Source organism: Candidatus Micrarchaeia archaeon, from assembly GCA_041653315.1.
GTDB lineage: Archaea > Micrarchaeota > Micrarchaeia > Anstonellales > JAHKLY01 > JAHKLY01.
On the sequence record JBAZFO010000063.1, the window covers coordinates 1 to 4,284 of the forward strand.

The following is a 4,284-nucleotide window of genomic DNA, read 5'->3' on the forward strand; positions in this document are numbered from 1 at the left end:
AAGAACTGCATATGCTTCGCTTAATTCTTTAAATTTTTCTTGATCCCCTCCTTTATCTGGATGGTGCTTCATAGCTAATTTTCTATATGCTTTTTTAATCTCTTCAGCGCTAGCATCTTTTGATACACCTAAAACATTATAATAATCTTTTGACATTATTTAACCTCAGTCGTATCTAATTCTTCTCTAATTTTTTTATAATTAATCTTATTTGTTTTATCAATAAATTCTAAAAATGCAAGAAATATTCCCATAAACTTTTTATGTTTATATAAACAAATCCTTAAAAAGAAAGTTAAAAAATTTAAAAATATAAATAATAGAAATGATGAAAGTATTAAAAAAGAAAATTCCTCTTGAAAAGGAATATTAAATAATATAATTAATAATAAACAACTAAATACTTCTACTGAAAGAAAAAACCAAAAATTGCTTAAAACATAAAAAATACCATTAGGTAAATTATTTAATTTTTCAAATTTTATATCTTTGTCATTATCTAAATACTTTCTTATAAATGAGGCTTGTTGAATATATATAATTATAGCTAAATTAAAGGTTAATATAGAAACAGAAAAAGTAAACATAGTAATAGTTTCATTAATAAAAGTATTTATTTTAAAAAAATTTAGAATAAAATAAATTAATAAAAATAAAAATAGTGGAAATACAAACAAACTAAATATCCATTTTATTCTATCAAATGATCTGACTTTTTTTTCTACCATTTAAATACCTCATATTGATTTTCTCATTAAATACTTTGCTGTTTCAAATCCCAATGTTTCATAGAATTTTACGGCGCATTCATTATCTGCGCTTACATCTAAAGTTATTTCATCAAAACCCTGTTCTTTAGCTTTTTCCTCAATATTTTTCATAAGTGCTTTACCATATCCTTTTCCCTGCTCTCTTTTATCTATTATTACACTGGATATATAAAGCCTTCTTCTTGGACCCATATATTTTGGTTCTGTTTTAATAAAACCAATTACACAGCTTTTATTTTCATCCTGTTTTTTATCTTTTTCTTGTTTTTCTTCTATTGGTTTTTCCAAAACATAATAATATTTTTTAGGATTTTCTAGATCTTTTTTCAACTGCACAATGAAATCATCTTTATCAAAAACAATAAAGCAGGGATTGCTTGCTTCATTTAAAAATAAATCACAAACAATATCCCAGTCTTTTGATTCAGCTCGTCTTATCATTTATCCATCTCTTTTACACATTCTTTAATTTACCTACTGTCTATTCTATATCTTTATTTATTTTTTTGCATTTATTCTTTTTTTTCATCTTCTTTGTTTTCGCTGCTTTTATCTGTTTCATCGTCTTTTGTATATTCTGTATTTATTGGTTCTTCTGGGTTTTGTTGATCTCCTGAAACATTTTGCTGTTCAGCTTGCGCTTTTTGATATATTTCAGAACCAATTTTTTGCAATTCTTTTGTCAATGCTTCTGTGGCTTGTTTAATCTCTTGCGCATGTTCACTTTTTTGAACTTTCTTAACTTCTTCAATTTTTTCTTGTATTCTCTTCTTAATATCTTCAGGTATCTTATCTTTATATTCCTCTAATGTTTTCTCGCTTGAATAAACCATTGATTCTGCTTCATTTTGAGCTTCAATTAATTCTTTTCTTTGTTTATCTTCGTACTCATGTGCTTCTGCATCTTTCATTGCTTTATCAACATCTGAATCACTCATTTTATGCGGTGCTGTTATAGTAATTTTTTGTTCTTTTCCTGTTCCTTTGTCTTTTGCTGATACATTTAACAAACCATTTGCGTCTATATCAAAAGTAACTTCAATTTGTGGAACTCCTCTTGGTGCTGGAGGTATTCCTGTTAATTGGAAATTACCTAATTCAATATTATCTTTTGCCATTGCTCTTTCTCCTTGGAATACATGTATATCTACTGCTGGTTGGTTATCTGCTGCTGTTGAAAATGTTTGGCTTTTCTTAGTTGGGATTGTAGTATTTCTATCAATTAATTTAGTAAAAACTCCACCTAAAGTTTCAATACCTAATGATAAAGGAGTTACATCTAATAATACTAAATCTTTAACTTCACCAGATAAAACTCCAGCTTGTATCGCAGCACCCATAGCAACACATTCCATAGGGTCAATTCCTCTTTCTGCTTTTTTCCCTACAAAATCTTCAACAAATTTTCTTACAATGGGCATTCTTGTAGGTCCCCCAACTAAAATTATTTTTGTAATTTGATCTGGAGACATTTTAGCATCTTGTAAAGCATTATGTATCGGCTGTTTACATTTATTTACTGTTGGATTTACTAGATCTTCTAATTTAGCTCTTGTTAATTTGTATTGAAAATTAACTGGTTCATTATTTTTTTGAGTTAAAAATGGAAGATTAATATCTGTTTCAACTATTGTAGATAATTCAATTTTTGCTTTTTCAGCTGCTTCTTTTAATCTTCTCATAGCAGTTGTATCTTTAGACACATCTACTCCTTCTTTTTTCTTAAGATCTTCAAGCAAATATTTAACAATTGCTTCATCCATATCTTCTCCACCTAAACTTGTATCTCCATTTGTTGATAATACTTCAAAAACTCCTTCACCAAAATCCATTATTGTAACATCTAATGTTCCGCCACCCAAATCAAAAACTAAGATTTTATGGTCTTGATTAGCTTTATCTAAACCAAAGGCTAATGAAGCTGCTGTTGGTTCATTGACAATTCTAACTACATCTAATCCTGCTATTTTTCCTGCATCTTTTGTAGCTTGTCTTTGATTATCATTAAAATAAGCTGGAACAGTAATTACTGCTTTTTCTACTTTTTCTCCTAAAAACTCTTCAGCATCTTTTTTTATTTTTTGTAAAATAAAAGCTGATAATTGCTGTGGTGTATATTCTTTATCTCCTAATTTATATTTATGGTCAGTCCCCATTTTTCTTTTAAAAGCAGTAAATGTTCTATCTGGATTCGTTACTGCTTGCCTTCTTGCAGGTTCTCCTACCAACATTTGATTATCTTTTGTAAATGCAACTATTGATGGAAATGCTTTACCATACATTGTATTTCCTTCTGCACTTGGGACTATTTTTGGTCTTCCTCCCTCTAATACTGATGCAGCACTGTTTGATGTGCCAAGATCTATACCTAATATTTTACTCATTTAAATCTACCTCCTCATTTTTTCCAATACAGACACAAGCGTGTCTTATTATTTCTCCATTTAATAAATATCCTTTTTTCAAAACTTTTGTAATTTCTCCATCTTTTCCTTTTTCGTACATTAAAGCTTCATGTTTATATGGATCAAATTCTTTACATTCTATTTCTTCTAATCCTCTTTTTTTCAAATTTAATAAAAGTTTTTCATGAATCATTTCTAATCCTTTTAATATTTTTTCATTATTTTTATCTTCTTTAATATGTTTCATTGATTCTTCTAACTCATCTAAGAATTCTAATAAATCTAAAATTAATTCTTTATTTGCTGTTTTCTTTAATTTTTCTATTTCTTTATCTGTTCTTTTATGATAATTATCAAATTCTGCCTGTAATCTTAGAAATTTATCTTCTAATTCTTTTATCTCATTTTTTTCTTGATGTCCACACGAACAATCACAACAATTTGAACATTCACAAAGTTCATCATTTGATTTCAATTCTTCTTCTTTTTCTTTCATTTTCTTCACCTGCATTTAAAAATTCTTTATCCATTTTCCCGGCTATGTTCTCCAATTCTTCAAACATTTTTAACATTTTTTTTCTTCTATATTCAATATAATCTTCAATTAAATCAAATCTTAATTTATATTTTCCTTTTCTTTCTTCTAATAAATCTAATTCTCTTAATCTTTCCAAATGGTGTCTTACTGTTAAACGGTGTAAACCGCTTAACTTAGCTAATTCTGTGCTTCCAATCGGCTCCTCTCTTTTATTTAGTACAGATCTAAAAACTATAATTATAGTTCCGTCTGTATCTCTTTTTGATAGAAGTTTTGCTTTTTTGCAAAACTCCATAATTTCTTTTTGGTTCATATTCAATCAACTGTAATTTTCTGTTTTTCTTTTTTTGCACCTAGTTTTTTCTTTACTGTAATTTCTAAAACTCCATTTTTATATGTTGCTTCTATTTGACTTGAATCTGCATTTTCAGGTAATATAAAAGATCTTCTAAATCCATTATATGATCTTTCATATCTTAAATAACCTTCTGCTTCCCTTTTTATCTCTTCTTTTTTTTCAGTTTTTATTTCTAATTTATTTCCAATAACTTCTAATTCTATATCTTTTTTT

At 27.5% G+C, this 4,284-nt stretch carries 7 protein-coding genes; all 7 read right to left on the minus strand.

Annotation, left to right across the window (positions count from 1 at the left end; translation table 11 throughout):
- The coding region (locus tag WC356_07500; GenBank protein ID MFA5382986.1) for a DnaJ domain-containing protein at positions 1-156 on the minus strand (156 nt) is incomplete at its 3' end.
- Positions 156-728, minus strand: coding sequence for a hypothetical protein (locus WC356_07505; protein MFA5382987.1), 573 nt, complete (start codon positions 726-728; stop codon positions 156-158). The genes WC356_07505 and WC356_07500, both read right to left, overlap by 1 nt.
- 9 nt (positions 729-737) lie before the next feature.
- Complete coding sequence (locus tag WC356_07510; protein ID MFA5382988.1) at positions 738-1,211, minus strand: GNAT family N-acetyltransferase; 474 nt, start codon at positions 1,209-1,211, stop codon at positions 738-740.
- Between the two features lie 71 nt (positions 1,212-1,282).
- Positions 1,283-3,154, minus strand: coding sequence for a molecular chaperone DnaK (gene dnaK / locus WC356_07515; GenBank protein ID MFA5382989.1), 1,872 nt, complete (start codon positions 3,152-3,154; stop codon positions 1,283-1,285).
- On the minus strand, positions 3,147-3,671 hold the full coding sequence (locus WC356_07520; GenBank protein MFA5382990.1) for a nucleotide exchange factor GrpE: 525 nt from the start codon (positions 3,669-3,671) through the stop codon (positions 3,147-3,149). The genes dnaK and WC356_07520 overlap by 8 nt, the downstream gene beginning before the upstream one ends.
- Positions 3,637-4,026, minus strand: coding sequence for a hypothetical protein (locus WC356_07525; protein ID MFA5382991.1), 390 nt, complete (start codon positions 4,024-4,026; stop codon positions 3,637-3,639). Before WC356_07525 ends, WC356_07520 begins: the two co-directional genes overlap by 35 nt.
- A 2-nt stretch (positions 4,027-4,028) precedes the next feature.
- The coding region (locus WC356_07530) for an Hsp20/alpha crystallin family protein (protein MFA5382992.1) at positions 4,029-4,284 on the minus strand (256 nt) is incomplete at its 5' end.